The organism is Pedobacter sp. UC225_65 (assembly GCF_042698365.1).
In the GTDB taxonomy this organism is placed as follows: Bacteria; Bacteroidota; Bacteroidia; order Sphingobacteriales; family Sphingobacteriaceae; genus Pedobacter.
Window position 1 is genome coordinate 1,449,796 of record NZ_CP170550.1, and the last position, 24,968, is coordinate 1,474,763.

Genomic DNA, 24,968 nt, shown 5'->3' on the forward strand with positions numbered 1-24,968 from the left:
GTTTATTGATTTAAAAACACAGTTGGAATACCTTTAGACTGCACCGACACTACACTTTTTGCACCATTGGTTTTCATCTTGATGATCGCCCTACCATTGTACAGCTGCACTTTGGCCGACCCAGTCGAAGTTCCCTGGTCCCTGATCAGTTCGCCATCGCCTACCAAACTGAACGATACCAGATTGATGGCGTCCAAACACAACACATTGTTGGCATCAAATAGCTTTACCTCTAAGGTGGCAATCCCGTCTTTTTCTTCCAACTTGGTTAAAGTCATTTGAGTTGCTTTGTCCCATTTTTCGGTCTGGTATTCTTGCGTAATTTCATCGGTAACGGTTACTTTTCCTTTTTTGGCTACTACCTTAAACGTGTATTTACCTTTTTGCATGGGTACTTGCCAACGCAGGCCCGCAGCAGGGAAATTTTGGCTATCTCTTTTTCTGATGCCATAACTCTTTCCATTTACAAACAGTTCTGCCTCATCGCAGTTAGAATAGACTTTCACCATTTTTTCTTCCCCTTCTTCTCCCCAACGCACTGGCCACGAATGACCATACAAATGCACCATTGGTGTGGTTGTCCAGTAGGACTGGAAGATATAGAAAGCCTCTTTTTTCGTAAAATCTCTTTCTACTACCCCTTTTTGGTTCACATAAGGAACTGGATTTTCTGGTCTGATGGGGGTAGAAAAATCCTTAAATGGCCAATATGCGGTTCCACTTAACCAAGGCATGGTTTCTTGTTCTTTTAAATGCCAGTCGATCAGATTTGCAATATAGCTCTCGCTCCAATCGCCATCTTTACTTACCCTTGCGGCACCGCCATATAGCGAAGCGTCTCCGGCCCTTTCATCGGCACCACCACCTTTTTTGATCTTGCTCAAGGCATTGTCAGGGTTTTCCGAATGTCGTCGGGCGTGACTGTCGCCACCCCATTCTACATGCAAGAAACGGTCTGATTTATTAAATTCGGCCAATGATACGTCTTTATATTCTGTATAATCACCACGGTACCAGCCCGCCCAAATAGAGGGCGAGTACACATCTACGATATCCCTACAGAAATCACATCGCCTGATGGCTGTACTTCTTGATGGATCTAACTGATGCGAAAGGTCGTTCAGTTCTTTCATAAAGGTCCTGATCTTTTGCTGGTCAAATTCCGTAAAATCTCCTGGCCAATCGTTCTCGTTACCCAAACCCCAAATAATAATGGATGGATGGTTGTAATGCTGCTCGATCATATTGGTCAACATCCTTTTGGCTTGTTGCTGATAAATCGGACCACCTAAACCACCTCTGCACCATGGAATTTCTTCCCACACCAAAATCCCTAAACTGTCGCATAGGTCAAGTACGATCTCGATTGTTGATAATGACCCAAACGGATAAAATTGACACCCATTTCCTTCATCATCTTCATCTCGGTGATGATCATTTCCTCGGTCATGGCCGCAGCTACACCCGCATGGTCTTCGTGTCGATGTGTACCACGTAACAACAAACGTTTGCCATTGAGCATAAACGGTCCCTTTTTTACAAATTCGAAATTCCTGAAACCCACTTTTTGGCTAAGGGTTGATGTAGTGCCATTGGCCGTAATGCTCAACGCCACTTGATATTGTTGCGGTAGTTCTGTTGACCATAATTTTGGCGACTTCAATGTCGTTTCCATCAACAATGAATCGCCTTTGAAACTTACAATTTCTTTGCTAAAATCAGCGATGCTTTTACCAGATGGATCGGCAACCTTGATCTGTACCGTAGCATTTTTTACCGCATCAGGATTCAATAACCTCGCACTGATGCTCAATTTACCTAAACTGCCTTTGGCATCAACAGTAGCTTTTGCAAACAATTTATCTACAGAAAGTTGTGGCGCATATATCAAGTTTAGGTAACGGTAGATTCCTCCGTATACATTAAAATCTGACAGGCTAGAAGGAATCATTTCTAAGTCTCTAGAGTTGTCGCACCTGATCACCACAGGATCTTCCCTTTGTATTGACTGTTAAAAACAGCTGTCTTCTTAAATGCAGCAACGGCGTCAGTAATGTCTGCCGTCCATTCGTCATAACCACCAACATGTTCAGCAACTTTAACGTTGTAGATGTAAACCTGTGTTTTTTGGCCAGCACCTTCAAAATGTAATAAAGTCCTCCCCTTTGCATAAGGATTTTCGATGTCGATGTAAGTTCTGTACCAACCCGGACCTTGGTAATAGTTTACATCTGGATCGAACGGCATCGGTGGCATTGAAACAATGTGGCAGGTTTACTTTTTGCCAAAACGGAAGTTCTTCAGGATTTCCTGCCTTAACTGGTCGCAATGCTTCCCAAACACCACCTAAGTCTTGTTTAACAAACTCCCAGTTGTTGTTTAAACGTTTACTGGTCTGTGCCTGTAAAAGCTGGTTAAAACCTAATAAAAGCAGTAAAATAGCGCTGATCTTCTTTGTCATTATTCCGTTGATTATTTAAAACTCTTGGTGATCTGGTTCAACAGATAACCTTTATTGTCCGAACTGTACTCCCAAAACATTACCCCACCCAATTGATGTTTCAACACATATTCACATTTATGGGCTACAGACCATTCGTTGTCGTAAGAAATGAATTGTTTGGTGGCTGCATTGAACAGATAAGGTGCTTTTGCATCCTGATCCTGATACTCGATAAAACCTTTCTTGTTGACCAAGCTATCTTTGGTAAAAGTATAACCCTTTCCATAACTGTTGGCCACAAGTACCGTATCGCCCAAGCCTTTCTGTGCATCTGGACTTAGCTTTGAGTTTCTGCCATAAAAGGCGATACCCATTACAATTTTTGAGGCCGGTACACCAGCATTGATGTAAGCAAGCACTGCCCTGTCTGCAGAATTACTTGAAGGATAACTTTTTGAATCGTATAAGTTGGTATGGTGTGCAGCCTGTTTTGAGGGATAATAGTCGTAGGTCATCAGGTTGATGTAATCTAAATATTTAGCGGCCTTGCCCATTTCGGTTTTATCCAAAAAGGAAACAAAACCACCTGTTGCTGTTGTGAGTAATTTCTTTTTGCCTGTTTCCTTTTCCAACACGTCGAGTTCTTTTCTAAGGGCTTCGAACATCAAGGTAAAATTCTGTTTGTCTTCTGGGCGATAGACATTACCCTCTTCGCCTGGCATGCCCGGATACTCCCAATCGATATCTACACCATCTAATTTATACTGACGGATCATCTGCACAGCGCTTGCCGCAAAACCTTTCCTTAAAGAATCGGTGAGCACCGCATTAGAGAAGTTCTCGCTCCAAGCCCATCCTCCAATCGATATTAAGACTGCAGGTTTGGATTTTTAAGCTTTAAGGCATTTAAACGGGCAAAATTTACGGTATCGGTCTTTAAGTTCTCTAGATGGGCCTTGTTGTCTTTTACATTTACAAAAGCATAATTGATATGGGTCAGTTTTTCTGCAGCAATGTAATCTGTATTGGTTAAACCATTGTAACCAGTTACATAACCAATTACCACTGGTTTTTTGGCAGGTATGTTAACTGCCGACAGTAGGCTTACTGCCGTTAACAAAAGAAAAAACTGCTTGATGTTACTATTTGATCTGATCATAGGGCTTAGATTTTTAAACGGATACTTTTCTTTTCCATAAAGGCCACCAGCCTGATCACTAAAAAGGCAATGAACAGCGACCTGATGATTCCACCAATGCCATAATTGAAATAGTGGGGGTAATTGAAATCTATCAAATTAAATACAGCATACAACACATAAGGCACTAAATAACAGGTTAAGGTACTGGTACCTGCAGGTTTGATCAGTTCAAACCAATTCTTCTTATCCTTTACATCAACAAGATAAATGAGCAATTCAAACATTAAAATGCTAATGCCCATACAGATCCATACCCAAGCTGGGGTTGAATATATCTTGGAAATTCCACCTGCATAAGGTCTGATCAACAAGCCAAAAACAATAGCCAAAGCTCCAGATAAGATAAGGATCAACCATAAGCTTTTGTCTTTCTGTTTAGCTACCAAAACCGAATACAGGGTAGAAATTACTGCTCCACCCAGCATCAACGTAATGGACGAAGCATCCCCTACCATCCACAGGTCTACGTGGACTAGTTGTGTATGGTTAGCGATATTGATCAATGCAAATGCGATAAAAGCAGTTATCAATGTTGTTAATTTACCTTTTGTGAAGAAATAGACCAAGGCCGAAAACAGATAAGCCCAACCAATAATTCCTAAAATGCCCCACCATTGTGGTTCCATGCCTTTGGGGGCAGCAGCAGTACCGCCTTTATATAAATAAGCCATTGCAGCTACCGTAAGGATGCCTAAAGCCATCAGAGCGGATTTTATAGTTTTGCCGATCTTTTCTGGATAATCCAACCAGATCAGGAAGAAACCTGCTGTCAACAAAATCACATATACTGGATAGCTGAGCAAGGCCAACTCACTGTTGTAACTTTCTAAGTTGACATGGAAAAAACCCATTACAATTAAGGCCAATGCCCTTAACAGAATATAACTGATCAATGCCTTGTTAGAATCTCCTTTTTTTAGTCTAGCTTGAATAGCGAAGGGTAAAGATAAGCCTACAATGAAAAGAAAAGCTGGAAAAATGAGATCGGAGAAACCCATACCATCCACATCTGCTGGGGTATGTTCAATCCATTTCGGAATTTGGGCTACACCAGCTACATCGTTCACAAAAATCATGAGCAACATGGTAATGGCCCTAAGTACATCTATGGATAAAATCCGTTTAGGTAGCGCTTTCATTCTTTATGGTTTAGTTTTAGTTAGCCAAAAGATAACATGAATTTTGATCAGCTTTACTTAAAATCTATTTTTAATTAATTTTTTTAACCTGTAAGGCATTCAAAACAGCTTTACCTTGACTATTCTTAAATAAAATCCGAATACCTTTCTCGTCTGTAACCACACATTCAAACCGCTTCTGTACACTATTGGCAATCCCATAAGTGGCTGCAATATTGATCTTCTTCACCACCAGTTTATCATTTAGGTAAACATCAAATATCCTTTGTTCAGGTACTTCCTTACTTACAGCAATCAAGCTGTCAAGATTGTAGGGTAAAACAGATTGGATGCCATTGCCCATCAATTCGGCAAAGTGTAAGGTTACTTCATATTTGCCTTTAGGTACATCCAGTTGATAACTGTCTAAGCCCACCAATTGGGTTTGGTAAACAGGATCATTAACAGTCCCTCTAATGTTTTTATCGGTGCCATAACTTTGGCGGCCACTGTTTTTGATTTTAAAGGCCTCGCCTCCTTTATGCCCCCAAGAGCCTGTTTGGTAAGCTTGACTAGGGAACCAGATTTCTTGTTTCTGCTCGTCTATAAATTGTCTTTGGCTACCCATAAGAATATTGATGGCTTTAAAATTGGCCATAGCAGCGGGTTGTAAGTTGAAATCGATCGTACTTTGATCTTCAATTTTAGTACCCCCAACAAACGAAACCGCTTTGATCTGGTTCTTGCCATTTTTAAAAGGCACTTCCCAATTGGTCAATCTTTCTACCACATTCTTTTTGCCCAAACTTTTGCCATTGGCCCAAAGTTCAACGCTGTCGGTATTACTGATTACCTGTAAAAGCTGGGTAGCTGTAGGTTCGTTCGCAAGTGCAAGACCGCCTCTAAATTTCCAAGTACCATCGCCGATTTTTAGAAATGGTTTGCTCTGAAAATTAGCTTTGTATAGATAATAGGTATTTTTTGGCTTTCTGGCCAAGGTCATTAACCCTTTATTGTTCACATGTGGCATGGTTTCTTCCCGGGTTTCTGAATTGAAATCAGAAAGGTTCCAAACCGCTGCACCTGCCACAAAAGGCCTTTTTAAAATATCTTTGATATAGATCTGGTGGTAAAGCATGGCATATTCCAAACTCTTATCAAACCTGATCGGTGTAAATGCATGGATCCTCGGATCGGCATCTGCCCCAAATTCTGTTACCAGAATAGGTTTATCGGGCATCAATTGATCGATCTTATCCAAGTTCGTCCCAAAATCTTCCGATTTCCCTCCATACCAACCTTGGTACAAGTTCCAACCCACCAACATGGGGATTCTTGGTTAAACCTGCCTTGGTATATCCATTGATATCGCCGTGATTGGCCATCATGGTATATCGTGTAGGGTCTGTTGCCCTTGTTAAATCTTCTAAGTTCTGCGCCAATGTGGCAATATTGGTTAAATATTTTTGTTTCCTTTCGGGATCATTGTTGAACTTCATCTTCAGCAACACCTCGTTCATATAGGCCCAGATGATCACACTTGGATGGTTATAGTTCTGTTTGATCATTTCCAGTTGCATCTGTTTGCTATTGCGGTAAAAATCTTCCGTTTCGGTCGATCTCGTTTACAATAGGGATTTCAACTGAGGTTAGGATTCCCATCCTGTCGCAGGCATCTAAAACGGCCTGATCTTGCGGATAATGTGCCACACGTAAAAAATTACCTCCCATCTCTTTCAATAGGGTAATGTCTTTTACCTGCAAGGCTGATGGTACGGCATTGCCCATACCTTCAAAATCTTGGTGGCGACTAGCGCCTATTAATTTGTACGGCTGTCCGTTTAGGAAAAAGCCTTTTTCTGCATCAAAACTAAAAAACCTCAAACCTACGTCTACCTTTACTTCATCCAATACTTTTCCGGTACCATTTTCTAACAAGCGGGTTTTGGCCTGATAGAGATAAGGATGTTCTGGCGACCATAAATTTGGCTGTTTAACCGATATCACTGGTTGTTTAAATGACACAAGTTCATTTAAACCTGCTGTAACAGCAGAACTCACCTCTTCAATTTGCTTTCCGTTTGCATCAGAAAACGTAGTAACAATGGTCAGTTTTTGCGTGCTTGATGAACTGTTGATCAAATTCCCGTTTACCATTACTGCTGCAGCAGTTTTAGAAACTTGTTCGGCATGTACATATACACCCTTTGAGGCGTATAGGTTATCTTCAAAGTGCACGGGTGTGAGTACCCATAAAGAAACATTGCGGTAAATGCCACCAAAAAAGGTGAAATCGGCGGTTAATGGGGCTATATTTTCATTGTAACTGTTGTCTACTTTTACTGCTATCTCGTCGGTACCATCAAATTTAAGGTTGCTCAAAGGCACACGAAAGGCATTGTAACCATCCACATGGTGGCCAGCTTTTTTACCGTTTAAATAAACTGTGGTTTCTTGGTTGGCCCCTTCAAAATAGAGGTAGAGTTTTTTTCCTTTCCATGCTGGTTTGAGTGCCAACTTTTTCTTGTACCAACCAATTCCACGGTAATAACCGGGCGTATCGTCCATTACGTCAAAAGCATTCCAGGTATGTGGAATCTGCACTGTAGCCCACTTTAAACCATTTAGATTTGCAGCAACATATTGTTTAGTCGGATCTTTGGCAAAAGACCAGTTCTGATTTAGGTTTACCGATGTTCTTGCTGGCAAAATGCTTTTTGATTGTTGGGCAATAGCGTTAAAGGAAGCAAAAAATAAAAGGAAGAGGAGGACCTCTTTTTCAAACAGGTAGATTGGTACATTATAAAAGTAAAAAATCAATTGACAGCTATTTGGTAGGCTATAACTGCATTGAAACCAAAAGATTCGGGTTAAAATTTAAGATTTAGCAATCAACAAAACCGGCCTACCCTACGCTATTTCTGGCAGGCCGATTTTAATGACTTGGATTATTTTGCCTATTTAACTTCTAAAAAACGTTTAAAGGCCTGCGAGAAATTACCTACGGTATACTCGCTGGTTTCATTTTTTACAATGTTGATTTCTATTTTACGTGTGCCGGCAATGCTGCTGTTCAATACCTTTACATAAATGGTATCGATCAAGGCTTTAGCTTGTGGAAATTTTAAAGAATAAACGCCATTATTTGCTTGGATCACGTTTCCGTTTTTGTCTACAAAGTTGAAATCCTGTCCAACTACTGCCGGATTGGCAATACCTGTAGTTACTAAAGTGTATTTCGCTTCTGCATCATAATTACGTACATAAGCCGAATGGAACTGTACTGGAAACTTCACCAAAGTGGTTTGGGTTCTGAATACAGATTCTGTACCTGTATTGTTCCATGGCAAGAAACCTGCATAATAGTAGTTTTCATACTCCGGTAAGCCAACGGGACCTGTTGGGTCATCTTTTTCACATGCTGCAAAAGCAAGTGACATGAGTGCTATGATTGATAAAACTATATTTGATTTTTTCATTAGAGTATATTTTATGGGTTGTGAAGCAATCAGGAACCTGCTATTGGTGAGCGCTTTGCTCCTGACCTGCTCATGTTCGTTTTTGTTTATTGCCACCCTGGGTTTTGTTTCACATTGTTATTGCTTAGTGCGATCTCGTTCAATGGCACTGGATATAGATAATCTCTTGCCGCATTGAATTTACGTTTGGTTGCATCTTCAACCACAAGTACACCATCTGCGTTAAGGTTCAATGCCGATGCATTTGTACCTACCCATTCGCTCGCAATGTATTTTCCACCAAGAATTGGTTTTGGCATTACAGTTTCGGCAGTTTTCCACCTGATCAAATCGCCAAATCTGAAATATTCTAACGAAAGCTCAACTGTTCTTTCTCTTCTGATCTCTTCGCGCATGCTTAAACCATTGGCCGTTACAAAAGCATTGCTTAGTCTTGGTGCAAAACCTGCACGTGTTCTCAATGCATTGATGGTCAAGTTAAGGTCGGCATCGCTAATGCTTTCAGTTAATTCGAACTTGGCTTCTGCATAGATCAACAATACTTCTGCATAACGGATAATGTTTCTTTGTACAGTTGCATTACCATTACTTGCCCAGTCTGCAGCATCGAAGCCTTTTTTACCTGCATAAGCAGTTCTAGAACCCAATGAAGTTTGTGGTACCCAAGCTCTTTGGTACGATTGTTCTCCTGCCCTATATACCAACGTAGAAATACGAGGATCGCGGTTATCTAAAATGGTATTGTAACTAGTTTCGCTGGCTTCTGGTACAAATAAAGTAGATCTTGTAGCCGATGGCGTCTGATCTGAGTTCCAAGCCGGAAGACCATCCGTATACAAGAACTGACGGATCAGGTTACGTGTTGGAGCAATTCTTCCGTTTTCCAAATCGCGTGAAGTATTGTGGGTAAGCACTGTTAACAGGTATTGTTTGATCAATAGGTTTTCAGTGTTCGACATGCCATCTCCCAAGTGGGTAAACTCACCCAGATAGTTGGCAAATAACGTATGTCCTTGTCCCATTACGGCAGTTGCTGCAGCTACGGCAATGTTCAAGTGGTCTTGCCAACCGGCTACGCCATGGAATTTCGACCTTGTACCTTCTTCAAGACCTACACGGGCCTTTAATGCCCAAGCAGTACTCTTGGTAATGCGACCGTATTGTGCTGCTGGTAATGCCGCTCTTGTTGGCAACCATGTAGAGGCAAAGTCCAGGTCATCATAAATGGCTTTAGCTACGGTTTCTCTAGCCGTTCTAGGCATTGATAGAATCAGGATGATCAACAGCCAATGTTTTAAGTACCAAAGGCACATCTCCATATTTCTCGATCAGCTGTGCGTAGGCGTAAGCTCTAAAGAAACGGGCTTCTGCAAAATAACGGTTCCTTACGCTTTCGGTCACTTTTGCCTTTACACCTTTTTCAAGGATGTTGTTGGCTGTAAAGATCATGTTGTATGGATTGTTCCAGTTGCCATCTGTACTTGGTACACTTCTGTTACCTGTACTGATCGCATCAATGTTCTGGTTGGTATTGTCGTCAGCACGATTATCTGGGCCATAACCACCCATCTGTTGGTATAACCTATTGGCTGCATTCATCAAGTCGACCTCTGTATTCCAAAAATCGGTATCAGAGAAATTTGTTTCGGGTGCTCTATCTAGCTTTGCGCAACTCCCTAACAGAATTAGGATGGCTAAAGCAGAGTTGATTAATATATTTTTTTTCATGATAATTAGAACTATAAAGTAACATTTAAACCAAATGCATATGACCTGTAGAATGGATAAGCTTGAGAGTTTACGCCATTGCTTACTTCTGGATCAAATACGCTCAACACTTTGGTACTCTCCCAAAGATCCTGTCCTGAGAAGTAGATCCTTACGTTTTGGATGTACTTTTTATTGAAAGGAACTTTATAACCAACTTGTAGGTTTTTTAAACGGATATAGCTTCCGTTTTGGGTCCATCTGTCTGAAGGTTTATAGTTGTGGTCACTGGTTTGGTACATGCGAGGGAAAAATGCATTCGGATTTTCTGGTGTCCAACGGTCCATGTGGATGGTCCATGGCATATTTGCTGTTCCGTTAAGTGGTGCCAAAGTTTCTGTAGCGATCAAAAAAGAACGTTTCAATGTCCCTTGGAAAGCCACAGAGAAATCAAAACCTTTCCAACTTGCGCCAACATCAAAACCATACGAATATCTTGCACTGGTATTACCCAAGTATACAAGGTCTCCAGGGTTTTCTGGTGTACCACCGCCGGCATTGATCACGCCATCTCCATTTAGATCCAAATATTTGATATCTCCAGCTGTAGGATTGGCAAAAAACGGATAGCTCACTTTTGCTTTGTAAGCATTGGCTTCATCTGCAGATTGGAAGATACCAGCTGTTCTGTAGCCCCAAACACTATTTAAAGGATAACCCTCTATTGCTTGAACTACGCCCCCTGTACCGATCAGGTTTTTACCCGCCATTTTGATCAACTTGTTTTGGTTGTCTGAAAAGTTAACACCTACGTTATAACCAAAATTTCCAATTCTATCTCTCCATTTCAGTTCAGCCTCCCAGCCCCAGCTTTTCAATTCGCCAGAATTGGTTTTTGAAACATCGATACCTATGATATTTGGCTTGTTCAATAAGATCAGCATGTTCTTGTTGCGGTTGTCATAAAACTCAACTGTAGAAGTCAAGCGCTCTTTGAACATCCCTAGATCGATACCAATGTTAGAAGATTGTACGGTTTCCCAAGTTTTATCTACTGAAGGCAATACACCTTGATAGAAATAATTGGTTTTTAAACCATTCAATACCAAATTACTTCCGCTTGATAGCGTAGCGATGTAATCGTAGTTACCAATATCGGTACCTACGGCATTACCTACCTGACCCCACGATGCTCTTAGTTTCAAGTTAGATACCACAGGCACATTGCTTTTAAAGAAGTTTTCTTCGCTTATTCTCCATCCTGCAGAGAATGAAGGGAACAAGTTCCAACGTGCGCTTGGCGACAAACGAGAGCTACCATCGTAACGCACAGTACTTTCAAATAGGTATTTTTCGTCGTAGTTATAGTTGAACCTACCAAATAACGAACCGAAAGCATACGCTTCAACGTTGTCACCATTTGTTCTGTTTAAAAGATCAGAGAAGTTTAAGCTGAATGAATCGTTACTGTACAAATTGGTTGCACCTGCACTAACTTCGTCTTTTCTGTATTGGTCATAAGCAGCTCCACCCAATACGGTAAAGTTGTGCTTGTTGCCTAATTTAAAATCGTAGGTAACCGTAGTTTGTAGATTGTCGTGGTAACCACGGTTTTTCGTTAAACTGATCCCGTTTGGTACGTTGGCACTGAAACGTGGTGCTTCTGTATTGCTACGGCCATACCAGTTTAAGCTCCTTCTGTCTTGCTCGTAGTTATAGTTATCTTGGTTTCTCCAAGCTACCGCATTGATCCTTAAACCTTTGATAAAATCTTTAACCGTCAAGTCTACTTTACCCGTAAAACTCTCGTAGATCGCTCTGGTAAAACCTGCATTCTTTTCAATGTCTACCGCATTGATCTGCAAGTCGCCATTGTAAGGCTGTCCTGTAGTATCTTCTGGTGGCGTGTATAATGATTGTCTGGTACGTACACGGTAAAGTGCACTTACAATATTACCTGTAGAGAATGAATTTGAATTGGTTACCTGACCAATATAACCAGCTACCAAACCCACACTTACGTATTTGTTCAGTTCTGTATTTAGGTTCAGTTTAAAGTTATATCTAGAGTTGTCATCTGGTCCATAACGTAAAACCCCATCTCTGGTCTGGAAACTTCCAGAAAGCAGGTAATTCAGCTCTTTAGAACCTCCACCAACAGAAACCGAATGGTTTTGGGCGTGGTTAACGGTACTCATACCGGCTTTGATCCAGTCTGTATTGTCAAAATATTCCCAACGGTTTGAGGTGAGGTTAGGACGATAGTTAAAGTTTGGATTTTTTAACCATTCGATCTGCTCTGGTGTAAATTCTCTAGCACCAGTGGCATTGAAACGAGCCTCATCAATCAAGGTCTGCTCATCCCATGAGTTCAAACGTTTTGGCTGTCTGGCGGTTACGTTGATACTGTAATAAGAGTTGAAGTTAACCCTTGTTTTTCCACTTGTACTTTTCTTTGTAGTTACCAATACTACCCCACCAGCAGCCCTAGCACCATAAATAGCCGATGCTGCAGCGTCTTTTAGGAAAGAGATGTTATCTACATCATCTGGGTTGATCAAGTTCAGGTCCATCTCAATTCCATCTACCAACACTAAAGCTGCAGAACCGTTAATTGAGTTGGTACCACGGATCCTTAAACCGTAGTTTTCTTGTCCTGGTTGACCATTATTTCTGGTGATTACCACACCCGATACTCTACCCTGCAAGGCAGAAGTTACGTTGGGTACTGGTCTGTTCATTAATTCAGCTCCACTAATTGCGGCTACAGCTCCGGTAAGGTTTACCTTCTTCTGTGTACCATAACCTACAACTACTACTTCGTTTAAGCCTTGGGCATCTTCTTCTAAACTTACTCTTATAGAAGTCTGTTCACCAACGGTAACCTCTTTTGGTTTAAAACCGATGCTTGTAAATACAAGTACAGCATCTTTGTCTACACCTTTGAGTGCAAATTTACCATCCTCGTCAGTAACTGCTACTTTTTGGGTGCCTTTAACCTTTACACCTACTCCAGGCAAAGCAAGGCCTTTGGCATCGGTTACTACCCCCGAAATATCTACAAACGATTTCACCAATAACCTATCTGCCTTATTCAAGTCAGGATTTGTTGAATTGGATAGATAGTTGGGTTTGCTTGTGCTTTTAGCAGAAATAGCTGAAGCATTGATTTGCAGAAAAAAACAACACAGTAATAGTGTGGGTAACTTCCGCAAAATTCTTTTAAATAGAATTTTCCTCATACAGTTTAAGTTGGTTTGTTAATGATCCAAAATATTTGGTGAGGTAAATATAGACGAATGCGATTTATATTTGCAAATGAAAAAACATCATAAATAACTGATATTTAGTTAGTTACAAAAATTTTGATACGCTTAATTCGCAAGCTATGCAATCGGTAATCAGTTGATTTACTGTGCAGTTAGCGACACAATTTGAAATTGTACGATACGCTTTAACCACATCGAAAAAAAATTAAAAAAAAGTTAAAAAATATTGCTTATAGCTTATAAAACGGGGATTTTTGGACATTATTTATCCAAAACCAGCTTGCTCCAGCCAGATTTACCTACACCTTTGAGGTCTTTTTTACGTTCTTCCATCACTTTTTTAACTTTGGAAGCGTAGGTCCAACAGGTGCTTTGTCTAATGCCGAGCTTTTCTGATAGCTTGTGCGATGATATGGCGCCTTTGTGGTTGTACATGAGATACACCAGATAAAAGGCTTTATTGATTGGAATACGGTTGTTTTCGAAAATGGTATGGTGCAGCACCGACTCTTCATAGGCGCATTTGGTGCACCTGCGGTTAAAAGGAACCTTACCATTACAATAGGTGGTATTGCTACATTTGATACAGGCATAACCATGCTCCCATTTCATATCTGCCAAAAACTTATAGCAAGAATCTCTGTCTGGGTATTTTTGACTAAACTCGTCAAAGTCTAGCTCGGTGGCATTTACCCTGGCATCGGTTACCTTTTCTATATTCGTTTTTAGGGTGATGTTGTCTTTTTCAAGTAAGATGTTCATCCGCGAGATCTTCGGCCTGATGCTCTAACAAAGTGTTTTTAGACAACAGTTCTTCATTCTGCTGCTCAATGGTGATGTTCTTTTGTTGCAGCTCTCTCGATTGCTGTTGTACCTCTTGGGTCCGCTCCTGCACCTTGATCTCTAAATCTCTATTGATACTGTCTTTCAGATCGGCATTGACCTGCATCTGTTTGATGATCTGTTTACGTGCATTTTCTTTTTTCCGTTTCAAGATCCTTACCTGATCCCCGATGGCAAAGGATAAAAACACCATTTCTAACAAGAAGCCAAAGGTTAAACTGTAATAACCTAAAGCTCCTGGAATATGCCTAGCCCAGCCTAAAATATGGATCACCTTGATGATGAACCCACTGAAAAGGAAAAAATAGCCCAATACAAAAAAGCGGGCAGGTCTGTATTCCTTGCGCCACCAGATATAGATCCTGTAAAAAAGCAGATCGACAAAGGAATAAACTCCAAAAACTTGTATTTGAACCAATCGTTGTTGTAGAACAAACAGGCCAAAAAGAACACCAAACGCAATACCAATACCACATTGATCAATTGGTTGATCTTGGGTGCCTTTATTTTTACGTGCAGCAGTTCTTTGGTGAAAATGAGCCCAAAAGTACTCAGAAAGTAAAGGGCAACACCATAAGCATACTCGTTCCATACCGGATGGTTTGGCCATAGATATTGAAAAGCAATACCATCTGTAGACATTTCGTAGATTCCCACACTTAAAATGTAAAGGATATAATAAAGGTATTGCCTACGTTTTACCGCAATGAACATCAACAGATTATGGAAACTGAAGATTACGATCATGCCATAGAAAAAGCCGAAGGTAAAATATTCGGTTAAACCATATTGGATAAACCGCTCTACCGTTCTGAACACAATGATCACATTGACCTGGTCTTTTGATTTTACCTTGAAATAATAGGTATGTTCTCCCTTTTGGGTACTGTTAACCAAAAACTCGAAGTTTTTATGTTGAAACAGACGGTCTTTGAAATTGAGGTCTGCCCCTGCCTTGCTATGGATGTAATTCCCTTTCTCATCTGGCAGGTAAGCTTCAATATCATCGGTGATCTGGTCAAAAAATTCGATCACAGCCGCGTGGTCTAGATCTTTAGGGAAATTTACCTTTACCCTGTACCAATAGGCAGAAGAACGGTTGTAGTTTTTGGGGTAATAATTGATGTTGGTGATAAACTTGTCCTGATACGCCGTGCTGCTGATCTGATCAAAGGTCAAGTTGCCATTAGGGTCTTCCAACCAAACTACTTCTTCCGATTTAAAGATATGTTCTGGCAGTTTACCATCTATAGGCACAATCTTTTGCGCATACGATAGGCTACCGGCAAATATAAAAAGCAGGAAGAGTAAAGATTTTGCTAACCTTTTTAACATCATTAACCAAAAAATATACTAGGATTAGTCACTACATCTAAATTCTTGATCATGCAGTTGGTTATGAAATACTGCAGAATTGACTTTGAATTTCAAAATTTAAAGATATTACAAATATTTAAGATTTCATTGTCATTTTATAAGCGGTATTAGCTTAAATTTAGAAAATAAACCATTTGGTAATGAAAAAAACAGTTTTATATTCCCTCTTCCTGATCTTACTTTCTGTAACTGCCAATGCACATACCTATCGGATCAATTCCGAAATGCAACTTAAAGCGATATTAGACAAATTGGTGGCTGGTGATGAGGTGATCATTGCCAATGGCACCTATACCAACTGGGGCATCATCATTGCCAACAAGGGTACCGAGGCCAAACCTATTGTAATCAAGGCAGAAACTGCCGGAAAGGTTGTTTTTTCTGGTGATGTAGACCAAACCCTATTTAAGGTTACTGGCGATTTCGTGGTGTTGAGTGGTTTTAGTTTCAACAACTGCAACCTGACCAAGACCAATGGAAAAACAGGCGTATTGATCGAATTTAAAGATACCAAAAACTGTCGCTTAACTGCCAGTACTTTTATCAAAAACAAAGTAAATGCACAGTTTATGCCGTTGGTCATGATTTCTGGTAAGGATCTAACAATCAGATAGACCATTGTACATTTAATGGCAATATCGATAACCAGGATGTACAAGTGAAGATCAGCAAAGAAGATTGTCCTTTATATACATTGATCACCGCCAATGTGTTTAGCGATAAAAACAAGGTAAGTTGGAAAAATGGCAATGGTGGCGAATGTGTGCAGATTGGCCAAGACCCTGTATTATTAGGTGTAATTGAAGCCAAATCGACGGTAAGCAACAACAAATTCATCAACTGCAATGGCGAAAACGAAGTGATCAGCAACAAGAGCAGTGGCAACCGTTACCTGAACAACTACTTTAAAGACAATGATGGCGAATTGGTAATGCGTGGTGGCCACGATTGCCTGATCGAGGGTAATGTTTTTGAGGGTGGCACAGGTGGTATCCGGATCAATGGCACAGGGCATACCATCATCAACAATAAAATAGACCACATCAAAACCGCCATCCGTTTAATGTATGGAATGGGGAAAGGTAAAGATGAGGTTGGCTTTTATATTGCGGCTAGCAATTGCACCATCAAAGGCAACCAGATTGCCAATGCTGATATTGGCATTTTGATCGGCGACAGCAAAAACGCAGATTGGACAGGCAAGTTTGATGTAACCCGATACCCATCACGCACCATGCAAGATGTAGCCCCATTTAACAATCAGGTTTCTGGTAATAGCTTTAGCCACACCAAAAACGAGCAGGTTACCCAGTAAGCAATTGTTTACGCAATAAAATGATACAGGAACATCACATCACCTGTATAAGCTGGTTTAGGTTGGTCTTTGATCTCCAAAACCACTTCGATAACTACTTTGGTGGTGCCTCTCAAATTGACAATAGATTTAAGTTTGGTTTTTAACCTTACTTCGCTATTTACCACTACCGCTTGTCCAAATTTAAAGCTCTCTATGCCATAATTGATCTCCATTTTAAGGTTGCGGATCTCGGCAATCTGTTTCCACAAGTAAGGAATCAAAGATAGGGTTAAATAACCATGGGCAATGGTAGCCTTAAACGGGCTTTCGGTTGCTGCACGTTCTTGATCAATATGTATCCATTGGTGGTCTAAAGTGGCATCGGCAAATTTGCTGATCTGTGCCTGGTCTATGGTATGCCATCCAGAGGTGCCTAACTCTTTACCCAAGTAAGCTTCAAACTCCTCGTAGTTACTAATGATTAACATATATATAATGCTTAAGGATTAACCAACAGCCCTTTCAAGTCTGCAGGAGAATAGTTAATTGATTTTAAGGTTTTGTGGTCGCCTTCGCGGTATACCAAGAACAAAGAATCTACCTCTTTATAATAGGCATCTACATTGCTATTGTTTTTATAGTGTGCAATGGTATCGTTGGCTTCTTCAACAGAAGTACAGGCCTTGCTCATGTTAGAGCGGTGTACCTCATCAAATAAAGATTTGAACTGACCGCCCAAACCAAATTCCAAAACAGCACCAGCAAGTACATATTGAAGGTCGCAAAGCGCATCAGCAATCTCAACCATGTTGCCATCGTTTACCGCTTCCTGTAATTCCTTTAGTTCTTCGGCCAACAGATCGATCCTCAACTGGCATCTTTCTTTGCTCGGAATAGTGGCCTGTGCCAAAATCGGATGTTTAAAGGTTTTATGAAATTCTGCTACTTGGCTTAATGCGTTTAAATCTTCCATCGTTTGTTTATTTGATACACGAAGGTTGCATTATTTATGCTGAAGGGCAAATTTTCTTATCAACAAAAAACCGATTTCCACAAAGCTGGACTTGTTTTAGCTATTAAAATCCATCACTTGGTCCAAGCCTCTTTTCAGTCCCTTAAACGAACCTACTTTTCTGATGGCCAGCAATGCGCCTTGTACATAAGGCTTTGCGCTTGCCCCAGCTTCGTGCTTAATGGTCAGTTTTTCGCTTTCCATCCCAAATATGGCTTCTAACGAGATCACAAAACCGGGTAACCTTACCGCATGTACCTGCATGCCATTGATATTGGCTCCTCTTGTTTCTTTAATTCCTTTGGTATCGGCAATGGGAACTGTAATGAGCGATGAATTGATCTTACCCAACCGATTGGCCAATTCTAAAGCACTGCCACTTGGCGAATCGACCTTGGTATTGCTGACGTAATCGATGATCTCCCATGATGGCATGTGTTTAGCCGCCATTTCGGCAAACTTGTTCAGCAGGACCACACTAATGGCAAAATTGCCCACCGCAAGCACAGCTTGGTTCTTTTGGCTGGCAATGGTGGCGATATACTCGTATTGGCTATCCGTTAGGCCCGAGGTACCTACCACCACATCTATCCCATTGTTAATGGCGGTAACTACATGATGTTCGGCTATGGTTGGAGAAGTATAATCCAATAATACATCGTAATGGATGTTTAAGGTTTCTTCTAAAGTGGCAAAAATGGGTATAGGGTTGTTGTGGCCTAATGCCAATACTTCGTTCAGGTCTTGTCCTGCACTTTTGCGTGCTACTGCACAAACCAATTCCAGATCTGAGGTGGCTACAATCCCTCTGCAAAGTTCTGATGCGGCCCAGCCCGTAGCACCGGCTACACAAACCCTTAATTTTTTATCGTTTTCCATCAATTGATATGTATATAAATGCCATTAAGTTTTAGGCAATATAGCCAGCCTGAGCTAAAACGATGTAATTGAAAAATCATTTAAGTAAATATGACCTGTGGCTATTTCTTTTTCATGCTGGCCGTTAATTGCTTAATGATGGCTGTTTTGTCTTTTTTCAATACTTCGCCATAGGCAAGTGCTTCTGGATCAACTGGCAGGTAAGCATCAGCCCAAAGGATCGAGCTCAACCAACACGAGCAACAGGTCAATCCCCTTATGGCTTAAACGATAGAAGATTTTGGCCTTACTTTCTGGATGCTCTTCTTTGACCAATATCCCTGCCGATTCGAGCATCACCAAACGATCGGCCAATACATTGGTAGCAATCTTCTCTTTCGACTTCAAAAACTCATTATAAGTGTTCTTGCCATGCATCATAATGTCGCGGATCATCGAGCAACGACCACTTGTCGCCAATTACATCAAGCGCCGAACTGACCGGACAACCAGACCTCTTTTTAATTTCTTTCACCTTACAAAAATGCAAAAACAACTTGCAAATAACAAGTTATTTATTTACGTTTGATCATCAAACCACTCCTTAAAAACCTAGATCATTATGCTTACAGCAATCAACCCGAAATTACCCATGCGCAACAAAGCCATTACCAGAGATTTTTATTTGAACAAATTGGGGTTTAAGGAATTTGGCAGTGCCGATTACGATGGTTACCTAATGGTAGAAAAAGACAACATCCAGATCCACTTTTTTGAGTTTGCCACACTCGACCCAAAAGAAAACTATGGTCAGGTTTATATCCGAACAGACGACATTGAAGCATTTTACGACCTGGTTAGAGATAAAGACGTAAACAGTACCGCACTGGAGCACAAACCTTGGATGCAAAGAGAATTTTCGGTGCTTGACCCAGATAGCAACCTGCTTACCTTTGGCCAACCTTTGTTTTAGTACTCAACAGAAATTCAATTCATAGGTACAAATACATCATAAAAAATTATATTTACAGCAATTAGTCGTTTTGACTGTTTCATCTCCCTATGGATATACCTTAACCGTATAACCAGCTTACTACAAAACGCCATGAGAATTTACATCAAGCCTGATGTGCCTTTAAAACTGTATGCATTTGCTTTTTTGTGTTTTGTATGTAGCATTAACCTCAAAGCACAAAAAGCGGTCAGTATTGATAAGCATACCAGCAAATACATCCTCAGCTATAATGAAATCGAATGTTTGGAAGACCCTTTGGGGCAATTCAGCATTGCTGATGTCACCTCGCCCGCTTTCAACAAACGTTTCAAGCCCAGCAAGGTATTTGTGCCTAAAAACGACAACCAAAAGAGCACCTATTGGTTCCGGAATCAAGGTAAGCAATGCACATCTAGACGACGAAGCAAGGGTAATTGAGTTTTACGACCAGACCATAGATAGCATTGCCTTTTACGAGCCGATCGGCAACCAGCAGTACAAACAGATTCTAGGCGGTTCTCGCTATCTTTTTAAGGATAGGCTCTATAAGCACAAAAACTTCACGATCAAACTCAACAGGAATTTTATTGGGGATCATGTCTATTATTTCTCCATCAAATCTAAACAACCTGCCAATGTAATGATGGCCTTAAAACCCATGAACTCGTTCATAGAATATGGTTTAAAGGAATACCTGTTGTTCGGGACTTTTTATGGGATGATCCTGATCTTTAGCTTTTACAACCTGATGATGTTCTTTGCCGTAAGGCAGGTACAATACCTCTATTATATCCTTTACAACATGAGCATTGCCATGTTTGAGATGAGCTCTAACGGCATTGCCTATCAATACTTATGGCCAAACTGGCCCGAATGGAACGAGATCGCCTTTGGCGTGGCCCTTTTCTTTGCCACCAGTGCATCGCTGTTGTTTACCAGAGAGTTTCTACAGGTAAAATCGAGGGTGCCCACGCTTAATAAGGTCATGCTCGGTGTGATCACCTTAAGGGCCCTGTTTTTTCTATATTGTTTGTTGATCGATGAAGATTGCTTCAATTATAAATACATCGAGATCCTGCCTTTAATGGTCTGTTATTATGCAGGTTGGCACATCTGGAGAAAAGGTTATCCTTATGCCCGTTTTTTTGTAGCCGGTTATTCTTTTCTCTTGTTGGGCGTAACGGTAAGGGTACTGCAAACCGTATTGTCTGTAAATCTACCCTTTGGCCCGGCAAATTTCTATATCCTTAGTTTCTGTTTCATCATCGAGATGCTCTTCTTATCGTTCGCTATTGGCGATAAGGTAAGGGTAATGAAGAAAAAGAAAGACAATGCCCAACAACAGATGATCCAACAGATGAAGAATCAGTCAAGAACTAAAGGACAACATCAATAAGGAACTGGAACAAAAGGTTTTTGAAAGGACCAAAGAAGTACTGCATAAATCAGACATCATTGAGAAACAGAACGAAGAACTGTTGCAACAAAACGAACTGCTCAATGCACAGGCCGAAGAATCAAGCGGATGAATGCCCTATTGGCCGAAGACAACCAGACCCTGCAGACCAATATCGAAGTGGTTACACAGGCCCGTGTGCTCTCTAAAAACGTCAATTTTGAAGAATTTAGCAAAACTTACCCAGATGACATTGCCTGTTTCAAATTCTTATCCGAACTGAAATGGAATGAGGGCTATCAATGCGATAAATGTGGAGGCACCCATTATTACAAAGGACGTGTGGCCTATAGCAGACGTTGTTCTACCTGTAACTACCAAGAATCGGTGATCATGAACACCATTTTCCAAAATACCAAAATACCCATCAACAAAGCCTTTTATATGGTGTTCTTGGTCTATTCTACCAAAGGCGAAATCTCTTCTTATAAACTCTCCGAAATGCTCTCGCTACGCCAAGGTACCTGCTGGACTTTTAGCGATAAGATCAAAAAGATGATCAAAGAAAAGCGAAAAGAACTGAAAAGTGCTGGCGAAATGGGCTGGAGCAAGCTCGTAATAGAGAAAAAAGCACAAAAAACAACATCTTTTTAAAGTGTATTAAAAAAAATTCACTAGACTAGGCAAAAGAAGCTTTGTGCCACATTTACAGGCATAAAGCTTCTTTTTTTGTCGAGACTAAAGCGTATTAAAATCATCATAACTACATGCATATCAGTATTTTATGTTATTTTTTATTTGCACAATGGATTTCTATCGTATAGATTTGCCTTAGTTAAAACCAAATAGATCAACCCAACCTTTATGTACTTTTTATTCCGCAGACTTTTTGTTGCTGTTTTATGGTGCAGCTGTTTACTGCAACAGGCCCATGCACAGACCGATTTGATTACCAATGTAGATGCACGCCGGGTAACCAGCCTCAATGGCAAGTGGCAATACATCATTGATAGCTATGAAACCGGCTTTTACGATTACCGTTATAAAGAACGGGCCGAAAATGACAAAGAGGCTTATTGGAACACAGACAAACCAACCGATAAGATGGACCGAAAGGAACATGGTTATAGCGATCGCAATACCCTGAATGTGCCGGGCGACTGGAACTCGCAGGATCCAAAATTCCTTTATTACGAAGGTACGGTGTGGTATAAAAAGTCTTTCGACTATGTAAAAGAAAGAGCGGCCAACAAACTCTACCTCTATTTTGGCGCAGTAAACTACAGCAGCCATGTGTACCTTAATGGCAAGAAACTGGGTAGCCATAAAGGAGGTTTCACCCCTTTCAACTTCGAAATCCCCGATTCGGTATTGAAGGCCAAAGACAATTTCTTGGTGGTAAAGGTAGACAACAAACGTTTTGCCAACGAAGTGCCCACCCTTAACACCGATTGGTGGAATTATGGGGGCATTAACCGCGATGTAAAACTGATTGAACTCACCGCAAACTACATTAGCGACTATGTGGTGCAATTGAAACCCAAATCGGCCAAAGAGGTACAAGGTTTTGTAAACCTGAAAGGTCCATCCCAGCAAAAAACGGTAACTGTAGAAATCCCTGAGCTGAATGTGAAGAAAACATTCCCTGTGGTGGCCAACAGGGCCGAAATTAACTTTATCCTGCCTACGTTTACACCGTGGTCTACAGAGAACCCCAAGCTTTATACCGTTACCTTAAAGACCGCAACAGAGACCCTAAGTGAGCGCATAGGCTTTAGAAACATAGAAACCCAAGGACCAAAACTCCTTTTAAATGGCAAACAGCTCTTTTTAAGAGGATCAGCATCCATGCCGAAATACCACAAGAAGGTAGACGTGCCTATAGTGACGCAGATGCCAGACAGTTATTGGGCTGGGCCAAAGAACTGGGCTGTAACATGGTCCGTTTGGCCCATTACCCACACGACGAACGCATGACCAGACTTGCCGACTCGCTCGGATTAGTGGTTTGGTCGGAAATACCCGTGTATTGGACCATCGATTTCAGCAGCAAGGAAGTACTGCAAAAGGCAGAACAACAGTTGGACGAAATGATTACCCGCGACCATAACCGGGCCAGTGTGATTGTTTGGTCGGTAGGTAATGAAACCCCAGTAAGTACCGTGCGCACCAATTTTATGCATTCGCTGTTAAACTATGCCCGTAAAAAAGACCCATCCAGATTGGTATCTGCAGCCTTAGAGGTCAATTACCATTCTAAAGAAAACATGCGCTCTATTGATGATCCATTGGGCGAGTTTGTAGACATTGTGGCCTTTAACCAATACCTGGGCTGGTATGGTGGCACACCAGAAAGCTGCCGAACAGCCAATTGGTCTACCAAATACAACAAACCACTTTTTATCAGCGAAACAGGTGCAGAAGCTGTGGGCGGTTTCCACGCCGACGACCATACCCTATGGTCTGAAGAGTTTCAAGAGTGGTATTACAAAGAACAGGTAGACATGCTCAAGCGCATGCCTGCAAATTACTCGGGGATCTCTCCCTGGATATTGGCCGACTTTAGATCGACCACGACGAAACAACCCCAGCTACCAGGATGGGTGGAACAACAAAGGGTTGATCGACCACAACGGCAACAAGAAAAAAGCCTTTTTTATACTAAAGGACTATTACCAACAAATGCAACAAAAATTTAAGTAAGAATGAAGAAATTAGGCTTAATCATCGCATGCCTTTGGTGTGTGGCAGGGCAGCTCATGGCCCAACAATCTAAATTTATGAAGGTAAAGGGACGGGACATTATCGGAACCGACGGCAAACCCTTTTTGATCAAAGGCACCAATTTGGGCAATTGGTTGGTACCAGAGGGTTATATGTTCAAGTTTCAGAACACCAACTCGCCAAAGATGATCACGAAACCTTTGCCCAACTGATCGGCCCATCAGAAGCCAAACTTTTCTGGAACAAGTTTCTAGACAATTACATCACCAATGCCGATATCAAATACCTTAAAAGCATTGGCGTTAATTCGGTAAGGGTACCTTTCAACTATCGTCTTTTTACCAACGAGGACTACTTGGGGCAAAATGATGCTTCTCGAGGTTTCGAATTGTTAGACAAAGTGATCAATTGGTGCAAAAAAGAAGACCTCTATGTCATTTTGGATATGCACTGCGCCCCTGCCGGACAAACAGGCGATAACATTGACGACAGCTATGGCTATCCTTTCCTTTTTGAAAGCGAAGATGCCCGTAAACTGACCAAAGACATTTGGAAAAGCATTGCCCGTAAATACAGCAATGAGCCTATTATTTTAGGTTACGACCTTTTAAACGAACCCATTGCGCACTATTTCAACAAAGATTCGCTCAACCACTTCTTAGTTCCTTTTTATAAAGAGCTGACCAAAGAGATAAGGTCGGTAGATCAAAACCACATCCTTTTTCTGGGTGGTGCCCAATGGAATACCAATTTTAGCGTATTCAATACCCCGATAGATCCTAATGTGGTCTATACCTTCCACTTGTACAAAGACCAGCCTGTAAAAGGCAGTATCCAACGCTTTTTAGATTTTAGGGACAAATACAATGCCCCGATCTATGCCGGAGAAACAGGCGAAAATACAGACGAATGGATCTTCAAGTTCCGCAGCCTTTTAGACGAGCACCAGATTGGTTGGCATTTTTGGCCCTACAAAAAAATGGACAGCCCAAAAAATATCGCCTCGGTTAAAATGCCCGAAAACTATAACCTCGTGATCGACTATGCCGAAAGCCCAAGAAACAGCTACAAGCACATGCGCGAACTAAAAATAGACCGACCGAAGATCAAAAAAGCACTAAACGATTACCTCGAACTGATCAAATTCGAAAACAACCAACAAAACGAGGGCTACATCAAAGCCTTAGGATTTAAATCAAAATAAACAAACCAAATGACTGCCCCATCAGTCGCCAAACCATTTATTAACC

The 24,968-nt window shown here is 41.1% G+C and carries 25 protein-coding genes and 3 pseudogenes; 10 read left to right on the plus strand and 18 right to left on the minus strand.

The features are described from left to right. Nucleotides 1-2: 2 nt before the first annotated feature. From ACFJIZ_RS07640 to ACFJIZ_RS07700, 13 genes and pseudogenes are all read right to left on the minus strand, one after another. Nucleotides 3-2,461, minus strand: a pseudogene (locus tag ACFJIZ_RS07640) (glycoside hydrolase family 2 TIM barrel-domain containing protein). Between the two features lie 11 nt (nucleotides 2,462-2,472). Beyond that, nucleotides 2,473-3,602, minus strand: a pseudogene (locus ACFJIZ_RS07645) (glycoside hydrolase family 18 protein). Nucleotides 3,603-3,607: 5 nt separating this feature from the next. Next, a complete protein-coding gene (locus ACFJIZ_RS07650) occupies nucleotides 3,608-4,783 on the minus strand; it encodes a DUF5009 domain-containing protein (protein ID WP_379091878.1) in 1,176 nt (391 codons plus the stop codon). A gap of 70 nt (nucleotides 4,784-4,853) precedes the next feature. Continuing rightward, entirely contained in the window at nucleotides 4,854-6,089 is a 1,236-nt protein-coding gene (locus ACFJIZ_RS07655) for a malectin domain-containing carbohydrate-binding protein (RefSeq protein WP_379091879.1), read from the minus strand. Next, nucleotides 6,016-6,342 carry a glycoside hydrolase family 2 TIM barrel-domain containing protein gene (locus ACFJIZ_RS07660; protein WP_379091880.1) on the minus strand — a complete coding sequence of 109 codons (327 nt, stop codon included), beginning with the start codon at nucleotides 6,340-6,342 and terminating at the stop codon, nucleotides 6,016-6,018. Before ACFJIZ_RS07660 ends, ACFJIZ_RS07655 begins: the two co-directional genes overlap by 74 nt. Nucleotides 6,343-6,349: 7 nt before the next feature. Further along, a complete protein-coding gene (locus tag ACFJIZ_RS07665; RefSeq protein ID WP_379091881.1) occupies nucleotides 6,350-7,582 on the minus strand; it encodes a glycoside hydrolase family 2 protein in 1,233 nt (410 codons plus the stop codon). A 137-nt stretch (nucleotides 7,583-7,719) separates the two neighbouring features. Then, nucleotides 7,720-8,202, minus strand: coding sequence for a hypothetical protein (locus ACFJIZ_RS07670; protein ID WP_379091882.1), 483 nt, complete (start codon nucleotides 8,200-8,202; stop codon nucleotides 7,720-7,722). A gap of 125 nt (nucleotides 8,203-8,327) precedes the next feature. Continuing rightward, the gene (locus ACFJIZ_RS07675; protein ID WP_379091883.1) at nucleotides 8,328-9,524 is read right to left on the minus strand and encodes a RagB/SusD family nutrient uptake outer membrane protein; all 1,197 of its coding nucleotides are present in this window, start codon (nucleotides 9,522-9,524) and stop codon (nucleotides 8,328-8,330) included. Beyond that, nucleotides 9,496-9,969 (minus strand): RagB/SusD family nutrient uptake outer membrane protein, encoded by a 474-nt coding sequence (locus tag ACFJIZ_RS07680; RefSeq protein ID WP_379091884.1) that lies wholly within the window; start codon nucleotides 9,967-9,969, stop codon nucleotides 9,496-9,498. Before ACFJIZ_RS07680 ends, ACFJIZ_RS07675 begins: the two co-directional genes overlap by 29 nt. Before the next feature lie 11 nt (nucleotides 9,970-9,980). After that, complete coding sequence (locus ACFJIZ_RS07685; RefSeq protein WP_379091885.1) at nucleotides 9,981-13,046, minus strand: SusC/RagA family TonB-linked outer membrane protein; 3,066 nt, start codon at nucleotides 13,044-13,046, stop codon at nucleotides 9,981-9,983. A gap of 432 nt (nucleotides 13,047-13,478) precedes the next feature. Beyond that, nucleotides 13,479-13,979 carry a transposase gene (locus ACFJIZ_RS07690; protein ID WP_379091886.1) on the minus strand — a complete coding sequence of 167 codons (501 nt, stop codon included), beginning with the start codon at nucleotides 13,977-13,979 and terminating at the stop codon, nucleotides 13,479-13,481. Continuing rightward, nucleotides 13,963-14,334, minus strand: a complete 372-nt coding sequence (locus ACFJIZ_RS07695; RefSeq protein WP_379091887.1) for a hypothetical protein — start codon at nucleotides 14,332-14,334, stop codon at nucleotides 13,963-13,965. Before ACFJIZ_RS07695 ends, ACFJIZ_RS07690 begins: the two co-directional genes overlap by 17 nt. Then, nucleotides 14,331-15,398: a 7TM-DISM domain-containing protein gene (locus tag ACFJIZ_RS07700; RefSeq protein ID WP_379091888.1), complete on the minus strand. Its 1,068-nt coding sequence runs from the start codon at nucleotides 15,396-15,398 to the stop codon at nucleotides 14,331-14,333. The genes ACFJIZ_RS07695 and ACFJIZ_RS07700 overlap by 4 nt, the downstream gene beginning before the upstream one ends. A gap of 179 nt (nucleotides 15,399-15,577) precedes the next feature. Here ACFJIZ_RS07700 and ACFJIZ_RS07705 point away from each other — a divergent pair, with 179 nt between their 5' ends. Together ACFJIZ_RS07705 and ACFJIZ_RS07710 are read left to right on the plus strand one after the other, a co-directional pair. Beyond that, complete coding sequence (locus ACFJIZ_RS07705; RefSeq protein ID WP_379091889.1) at nucleotides 15,578-16,051, plus strand: chondroitinase-B domain-containing protein; 474 nt, start codon at nucleotides 15,578-15,580, stop codon at nucleotides 16,049-16,051. Between the two features lie 23 nt (nucleotides 16,052-16,074). Beyond that, entirely contained in the window at nucleotides 16,075-16,752 is a 678-nt protein-coding gene (locus tag ACFJIZ_RS07710) for a chondroitinase-B domain-containing protein (RefSeq protein ID WP_379093944.1), read from the plus strand. An 8-nt stretch (nucleotides 16,753-16,760) separates the two neighbouring features. Here ACFJIZ_RS07710 and ACFJIZ_RS07715 read toward each other — a convergent pair whose 3' ends face one another. From ACFJIZ_RS07715 to ACFJIZ_RS07735, 5 genes are all read right to left on the minus strand, one after another. Next, nucleotides 16,761-17,222 (minus strand): MaoC family dehydratase, encoded by a 462-nt coding sequence (locus ACFJIZ_RS07715; RefSeq protein WP_379091890.1) that lies wholly within the window; start codon nucleotides 17,220-17,222, stop codon nucleotides 16,761-16,763. Between the two features lie 11 nt (nucleotides 17,223-17,233). Continuing rightward, entirely contained in the window at nucleotides 17,234-17,707 is a 474-nt protein-coding gene (locus tag ACFJIZ_RS07720) for a hypothetical protein (protein WP_379091891.1), read from the minus strand. 96 nt (nucleotides 17,708-17,803) lie between these two features. After that, nucleotides 17,804-18,625 (minus strand): 4-hydroxy-tetrahydrodipicolinate reductase, encoded by an 822-nt coding sequence (gene dapB, locus ACFJIZ_RS07725; protein WP_379091892.1) that lies wholly within the window; start codon nucleotides 18,623-18,625, stop codon nucleotides 17,804-17,806. Nucleotides 18,626-18,726: 101 nt separating this feature from the next. Continuing rightward, nucleotides 18,727-18,855 carry a hypothetical protein gene (locus tag ACFJIZ_RS07730; RefSeq protein ID WP_379091893.1) on the minus strand — a complete coding sequence of 43 codons (129 nt, stop codon included), beginning with the start codon at nucleotides 18,853-18,855 and terminating at the stop codon, nucleotides 18,727-18,729. After that, entirely contained in the window at nucleotides 18,833-19,060 is a 228-nt protein-coding gene (locus tag ACFJIZ_RS07735; protein ID WP_379091894.1) for a winged helix-turn-helix transcriptional regulator, read from the minus strand. The genes ACFJIZ_RS07730 and ACFJIZ_RS07735 overlap by 23 nt, the downstream gene beginning before the upstream one ends. Before the next feature lie 166 nt (nucleotides 19,061-19,226). Between ACFJIZ_RS07735 and ACFJIZ_RS07740 the strand changes: the two genes are divergently transcribed. The 8 genes and pseudogenes from ACFJIZ_RS07740 (at nucleotide 19,227) to ACFJIZ_RS07775 (ending at nucleotide 24,922) form a co-directional block, all read left to right on the plus strand. Continuing rightward, nucleotides 19,227-19,577, plus strand: coding sequence for a bleomycin resistance protein (locus tag ACFJIZ_RS07740; protein WP_379091895.1), 351 nt, complete (start codon nucleotides 19,227-19,229; stop codon nucleotides 19,575-19,577). Between the two features lie 132 nt (nucleotides 19,578-19,709). Continuing rightward, on the plus strand, nucleotides 19,710-20,036 hold the full coding sequence (locus ACFJIZ_RS07745) for a 7TM-DISM domain-containing protein (RefSeq protein ID WP_379091896.1): 327 nt from the start codon (nucleotides 19,710-19,712) through the stop codon (nucleotides 20,034-20,036). Continuing rightward, nucleotides 19,945-20,994 (plus strand): 7TM diverse intracellular signaling domain-containing protein, encoded by a 1,050-nt coding sequence (locus tag ACFJIZ_RS07750; RefSeq protein ID WP_379091897.1) that lies wholly within the window; start codon nucleotides 19,945-19,947, stop codon nucleotides 20,992-20,994. The genes ACFJIZ_RS07745 and ACFJIZ_RS07750 overlap by 92 nt, the downstream gene beginning before the upstream one ends. A 129-nt stretch (nucleotides 20,995-21,123) precedes the next feature. Then, nucleotides 21,124-21,648, plus strand: coding sequence for a transposase (locus tag ACFJIZ_RS07755; RefSeq protein WP_379091898.1), 525 nt, complete (start codon nucleotides 21,124-21,126; stop codon nucleotides 21,646-21,648). A 210-nt stretch (nucleotides 21,649-21,858) separates the two neighbouring features. Then, a pseudogene (locus ACFJIZ_RS07760) lies at nucleotides 21,859-22,713 on the plus strand (sugar-binding domain-containing protein); the annotation flags it as partial. A 137-nt stretch (nucleotides 22,714-22,850) separates the two neighbouring features. Next, a complete protein-coding gene (locus ACFJIZ_RS07765) occupies nucleotides 22,851-23,693 on the plus strand; it encodes a glycoside hydrolase family 2 TIM barrel-domain containing protein (protein ID WP_379093948.1) in 843 nt (280 codons plus the stop codon). 6 nt (nucleotides 23,694-23,699) lie between these two features. Further along, nucleotides 23,700-23,930, plus strand: a complete 231-nt coding sequence (locus ACFJIZ_RS07770) for a hypothetical protein (RefSeq protein ID WP_379091900.1) — start codon at nucleotides 23,700-23,702, stop codon at nucleotides 23,928-23,930. Continuing rightward, a complete protein-coding gene (locus tag ACFJIZ_RS07775; protein WP_379091902.1) occupies nucleotides 23,849-24,922 on the plus strand; it encodes a glycoside hydrolase family 5 protein in 1,074 nt (357 codons plus the stop codon). The genes ACFJIZ_RS07770 and ACFJIZ_RS07775 overlap by 82 nt, the downstream gene beginning before the upstream one ends. The last annotated feature ends 46 nt before the right edge of the window (nucleotides 24,923-24,968 follow it).

Excerpts from the sequence above, each read along its gene's own strand:
- ACFJIZ_RS07670 (WP_379091882.1), bottom strand. The coding sequence starts at position 8,202 with ATGTCACTTGCTTTTGCAGCATGTGAAAAAGATGACCCAACAGGTCCC.
- ACFJIZ_RS07720 (WP_379091891.1), bottom strand. The coding sequence starts at position 17,707 with ATGGAAGATTTAAACGCATTAAGCCAAGTAGCAGAATTTCATAAAACC.
- ACFJIZ_RS07680 (WP_379091884.1), bottom strand. The coding sequence starts at position 9,969 with ATGAAAAAAAATATATTAATCAACTCTGCTTTAGCCATCCTAATTCTG.
- ACFJIZ_RS07700 (WP_379091888.1), bottom strand. The coding sequence starts at position 15,398 with ATGATGTTAAAAAGGTTAGCAAAATCTTTACTCTTCCTGCTTTTTATA.
- ACFJIZ_RS07650 (WP_379091878.1), bottom strand. The coding sequence starts at position 4,783 with ATGAAAGCGCTACCTAAACGGATTTTATCCATAGATGTACTTAGGGCC.
- ACFJIZ_RS07690 (WP_379091886.1), bottom strand. The coding sequence starts at position 13,979 with ATGAACATCTTACTTGAAAAAGACAACATCACCCTAAAAACGAATATA.
- ACFJIZ_RS07745 (WP_379091896.1), top strand. The coding sequence starts at position 19,710 with ATGAGAATTTACATCAAGCCTGATGTGCCTTTAAAACTGTATGCATTT.
- dapB (WP_379091892.1), bottom strand. The coding sequence starts at position 18,625 with ATGGAAAACGATAAAAAATTAAGGGTTTGTGTAGCCGGTGCTACGGGC.
- ACFJIZ_RS07740 (WP_379091895.1), top strand. The coding sequence starts at position 19,227 with ATGCTTACAGCAATCAACCCGAAATTACCCATGCGCAACAAAGCCATT.
- ACFJIZ_RS07770 (WP_379091900.1), top strand. The coding sequence starts at position 23,700 with ATGAAGAAATTAGGCTTAATCATCGCATGCCTTTGGTGTGTGGCAGGG.
- ACFJIZ_RS07655 (WP_379091879.1), bottom strand. The coding sequence starts at position 6,089 with ATGTTGGTGGGTTGGAACTTGTACCAAGGTTGGTATGGAGGGAAATCG.
- ACFJIZ_RS07735 (WP_379091894.1), bottom strand. The coding sequence starts at position 19,060 with ATGATCCGCGACATTATGATGCATGGCAAGAACACTTATAATGAGTTT.
- ACFJIZ_RS07755 (WP_379091898.1), top strand. The coding sequence starts at position 21,124 with ATGAATGCCCTATTGGCCGAAGACAACCAGACCCTGCAGACCAATATC.
- ACFJIZ_RS07705 (WP_379091889.1), top strand. The coding sequence starts at position 15,578 with ATGAAAAAAACAGTTTTATATTCCCTCTTCCTGATCTTACTTTCTGTA.
- ACFJIZ_RS07660 (WP_379091880.1), bottom strand. The coding sequence starts at position 6,342 with ATGCAACTGGAAATGATCAAACAGAACTATAACCATCCAAGTGTGATC.
- ACFJIZ_RS07715 (WP_379091890.1), bottom strand. The coding sequence starts at position 17,222 with ATGTTAATCATTAGTAACTACGAGGAGTTTGAAGCTTACTTGGGTAAA.